The following is a 5,032-nucleotide window of genomic DNA, read 5'->3' as shown; positions in this document are numbered from 1 at the left end:
TTAAATTATGATACGCCTATGATATACTTTAAGAAATTAAGGAATTCCTAACTGCAATATGTTTGGAACCTGTGCAAAAAAATGAAATTAATAATATTTATAAAACTAAGAATTTTATACACTGTCAAAAATAACTTTCTATTATTTGCATAAACTAAGCAAAGATATCAAAATAAAATATACCCGTTTAGGTATATAGTAAATTCAAATATGATTATTGCAAAATTTTATTTTTTATTTTAGTATATAAAGACTATTTTTTAGGAGATTAAAGTTTATGAGAATTATTAATGTTAATACGAGCAAATTGCATTCTATACTTTTTATGCTGATTCCTATTGTGCTAATAGTAGGTTTTTTAATTTTTTCAAGTGTTACAATAGTATCAACTGGAGAAGTTGGCATAAGAAGCAGATTAGGTAAAGCAATATCAGAAGAAGAGCCGGGACTTCATTTTAGAATACCTTTTATAGATAAAATTAGAACTATAGAAGTGAGGGAGCAAACTGTAGAAAAAACTTATGCTGTATCATCAAAAGATATGCAAACTATATCAATGACTTTGAATGTTCAGTATTCTATAACTGGTGATGCTTTAGATTTATATAGAAAATTTGGTACAGATTATAAAAACAAATTAGTTAATCCAAGAATATCAGAGAGCCTTAATGCTGTTTCTGCAAGATATACTATAGAAGAATTCATAACAAAAAGAAATGAAATGGCAGGAGAACTTTTAAAAGAAGTAATGACAGATTTTGAAGACTACGGCATTACAGTTGCAGCTTGTTCTATTATAGAGCATGATTTTTCTGATGAGTTTGACCAAGCAATAGAGAGAAAATTAATAGCTTCTCAAGATGCTCTAACAGCACAAAATGCATTAGAAAAAGTAAGATATGAAGCTGAAGCTGAAATTACTAAAGCTAAAGGTATAGCAGAAGCAAACAGAATAATGCAGGAATCTTTAACACCACTTCTTATACAGAGAATGTATATAGAAAAATGGGACGGTAAAATGCCTCAAGTTTCTGGTTCTGGTGTTACACCTATGATACAAGTAAAGTAATTTTTACAATTTAATATAAAAAAATCTAACTTTTTTTGTAAACTACATGTATTTTTCTAAAAGATTATTATATAATGGATTGTAATAATTTTTTGGAGTTTTATATGGGACAAACTGTTATTATATTAATAGTTATTGTATACCTAATAGCTATGCTTTTTATAGGTGTATATTCTAGCAAAAAGATTAGTAATAGTAATGATTTTGCTTTGGCTGGTAGGAATTTAGGGCCTATACTTTTGGCAGGAACATTGGCTGCTACAAATATTGGAGGCGGTACTTCTCTTGGTTTGGCAGAACAGGCTTTTGGTAAATGGGGATTTTCGGCAGTTTGGTATGTAATCACGGCATCTTTTGCATATTTGGTTCTTGCTTTTTTGGCTCAGAGATTTAGAAATGCTATGGTTACTACTGTATCTGAGTATTTTTATAATAGATATGGTAAGGCAAATGCTTTAGTTACTTCAATTATCATGGGGCTTCCTATGATAGGTATTACTGCTGCTCAAATTATAGCTTCTGCAAGTATTTTAACTGTTATGACAGGCTGGAATTATAAAGTATCTGTTGTAATAGTTACGGTTGTAGTTACAGCATATTCATCTATGGGAGGTCTTTGGGGTGTTGCCTTCACCGACTTAATTCAAGGTTCATTAGTATTTATTGGAAGTTTGGTTGCTATACCTTTTGCTTTGAATTATGCCGGAGGGTTTGAACATGTAATTGCTAATCTCACACCTGCACAAAAATCACTTACTGTTGGTATGGGTTGGCCTACTATAATATCTCTTACTATAATGTATATAGCTTCATATTCTGTTGGTCCTGAAATTAGCCAGAGATTTTTTTCGGCAAGAGATTCTAAATCACTTATGATAGGCTCTTTAATGGGAGGGTTAGTTTGTATATTATATTCTTTATTCCCTGCCTTTTTAGGTTTGATTGCTTCAAGTGTTGTAAAAGATGGACTTATGACTTCAGAATTATTAACCTCAGAAGGAAGCAGATATATTTTACCTGTACTTGCAATTCACACTATGCCTCCTGTTATAGTTGGATTATTATTTTCTGCTTTAATATCTGCTACTATGTCTTCTGCTGACTCTGATATGCTTGCGGTATCAGTAATTGCTACAAACGATATATATAAAAAATATATTAATAAAAATGCTACTGATAAACAATTACTTTTCTTGGGAAGAGCTTGTATGATTGTAGTAGGGCTTATATCTATGTTTATAGCTTTTAGGGCTGCTAATTTAATAACTATACTTATGTTTTCATTTAGTTTACGTGCTGCCGGAGTATTTATACCATATTTATTTGGAAACTATACTAAGAAAAAACTTTCTGCAGTTGCTAGCATGGGTTCATTGATAGCTGGAAGTGTTGTTACAATATTCTTCCAATATAATAAAAATATTAATCTATTTGGAGTTGACCCTATAATACCGGGTATAGTTGCAAGTTTAATAGTATTTTTAATTCTCTCTTCCATTATACAGCCTAAACCTGATGCAAATACAAATAATTAATTAAACAATTAAAAATAAAAAAAGAGGGGTATAAAATATACTCCTCTTTTTAATTATTATCTTTTATTTAAAATCTTGCACTCAAATAAGGCATAGGGTTTTTATGGTCGCCTGCTATTCTCACTTCAAAATGGCAATGAATACCTGTTGTTCTTCCAGTATTTCCAATCATAGCAATTTTTTGACCTCTTTTTACTTCCTGACCGGCATATACCAAAAGCTCAGAATTATGACCATAACCTGTTTGATATCCATTAGCATGCTCTATAAGTACAAACCAACCATAACCATTTTTCCAGCCTGCAAATGTAACCTTTCCATCTGCCGCTGCTAATATTGGAGTACCGTAAGGACCTGCTATATCAACACCGTAATGGTAACTCTTTTCCTGTGTAAATGGAGAAAGTCTTGCACCAAATCCGCTTGATATTCTTCCGCCGCCTGCAACCGGCCAGCCTACTGGTATTTCTTTATGTATTACCGAAGAAACGTCCATAAATGTTAGAATATTTTTTTGATATCTGTCTATTTCATTTAGAGTTTTACTTATATCATTATCATTATTGTTATTATTAAATGAAGAGGCATTGTTATAGTCTATTAAGTAAGAAATATTTTTGATAGTATCATTATATTCTTTTAACGACTTGGAATATCTATTGAGTGAATTTTTGTATTCTGTAATTAAACTATAGGTTTTAGCTTCTGTTGCAGATAATGTATTATAAAAATCTCTTGCCTCTTTTTGTTTATAATAAGCATCAAAACCTGTATAAATTAACGAAGCAAAAATTAATACAAAAAACAATATCATAAAATTATTGATAGGCAAACTTAAACCTTTTTCTTTATCATTATAAAAAATCAATATGCTTCTTTCATTATTACCCTTTTTAACAATGGCAGATATTATTTTATTTAAGAAAGTTCTTATTGGTAAGAACAAATCATATGTTTTATGAAAAAACTTTTTTAGATGATAGAAATTATTATGAGTCTTTTTATAATTTAATTTTTTATTATTATAAAGTTTTATAGGCTCTCGTTTACTTGTATGTTTTAAGTTATTAATAAATCTATCAGCTATTTTACTTTTATCTTTAGATGTCTCTTGTATATAATATTCATCTAAACGTATATTAGATTTTGTTTCAAAAGTGTCTCTAGTTTGAATAATAAACCTCCAGCTTATAAATCAAATAAACTATTCTCTTTATAATTATCGTTATTTTTTACATTAATATTTAAATAGCTATAAGCTTTTATTGTAGCAACTCTTCCCTTTGGCGTTCTTTTAATAAAACCTGATTGTATTAAATATGGCTCTATTACATCTTCTATAGTTTCTATCTGTTCTGATAATGAAACAGATATAGTATCTACACCAACAGGACCTCCATTATAATGTTTTATTATAGTTGTTAGATATTGCTTGTCAAGAGCTTCAAAGCCATTTTTATCTACACCCAATTTCTCTAAAGAATCGGATGCAAACTTCTCATCTATTGTTAAAACATCAGAAACTGTAGCGAAGTCAAATACTCTTCTAAGCAGTCTATTAACAATTCTTGGCGTTCCTCTTGACCTTGATGCTATAGAAATAGCAGCCGAGTCTGTTATGTCTACATTAAGAAACTTTGAGCTTCTTTTTACTATATCTGCCAAATCTTCATTTGTATAAAACTCAAGTCTCTCCACTATACCAAATCTGTCATATAAAGGTGTGCTTAATAATCCGCTTCTTGTCGTAGCACCTATCAAAGTAAATTTAGGAAGTTTTACCCTAAAGCTCTTTGCACTTGTTCCTTCTCCAACCTTTATATCAACAAAAAAATCTTCCATCGCCGAATAAAGTACTTCTTCAACTACGGTTCTAAGTCTATGTATTTCATCTATAAATAATATATCTTTTTCGCCTAATGTTGTTAGTATTGATGCTAAATCACCCGGTCGTTCTATAACAGGTGCAGATGTTGCTTTAATATTGCTTCCTAATTCTTCTGCTATTATCTGTGCAAGAGTGGTCTTTCCTAAACCGGGAGGTCCGTAAAATAATATATGATCCAAAGAAACATCTCTTTTTTTGGCACTGTCTATAAAAACTTTTAATTTAGATTTTATATTTTCTTGCCCTATAAAATCATCAAATCCTTTTGGTCTTATAGAAGAATTATTAACATCATAAGAGTTGGTTATGCTTTCTTTATCCAATATTTTAAATCCATATTTTTTGATTGTATTATATTATAAAAAAAGATTAATAACAAATTTATTTTTTATATAAATATTATTATTTTTTAGATTAATTTATTAACATATAAAACTTTTATTTTTCTAATTTTTATTAGAGATTTTGGGGCTGTCCTAGATAACTGAAATTTGTTAAAATTTAAGTATGAAACGCAGTAAATTAAGTAAAGATAAACAA

At 29.5% G+C, this 5,032-nt stretch carries 4 protein-coding genes; 2 read left to right on the top strand and 2 right to left on the bottom strand.

All coding sequences use genetic code 11. The annotated features are described in order from the left end of the window. Window positions 1–277: 277 nt before the first annotated feature. Complete coding sequence (locus Q0H31_RS12870) at window positions 278–1,069, top strand: prohibitin family protein (RefSeq protein ID WP_295298814.1); 792 nt, start codon at window positions 278–280, stop codon at window positions 1,067–1,069. 104 nt (window positions 1,070–1,173) lie between these two features. Next, window positions 1,174–2,604, top strand: coding sequence for a sodium:solute symporter (locus Q0H31_RS12865; RefSeq protein WP_295298812.1), 1,431 nt, complete (start codon window positions 1,174–1,176; stop codon window positions 2,602–2,604). A 67-nt stretch (window positions 2,605–2,671) separates the two neighbouring features. On the opposite strand, the gene Q0H31_RS12860 is transcribed toward Q0H31_RS12865, so the two are convergent. Together Q0H31_RS12860 and ruvB are read right to left on the bottom strand one after the other, a co-directional pair. Next, complete coding sequence (locus tag Q0H31_RS12860; RefSeq protein WP_295298816.1) at window positions 2,672–3,721, bottom strand: M23 family metallopeptidase; 1,050 nt, start codon at window positions 3,719–3,721, stop codon at window positions 2,672–2,674. 71 nt (window positions 3,722–3,792) lie between these two features. Continuing rightward, entirely contained in the window at window positions 3,793–4,815 is a 1,023-nt protein-coding gene (gene ruvB, locus Q0H31_RS12855) for a Holliday junction branch migration DNA helicase RuvB (RefSeq protein ID WP_295298810.1), read from the bottom strand. Window positions 4,816–5,032 lie beyond the last annotated feature (217 nt).

This window comes from uncultured Brachyspira sp. (genome assembly GCF_934747485.1).
Classification (GTDB): Bacteria; Spirochaetota; Brachyspiria; order Brachyspirales; family Brachyspiraceae; genus Brachyspira.
Note: the sequence above shows the minus strand (reverse complement) of the source record. Positions and strands in the feature narration are given on the sequence as shown.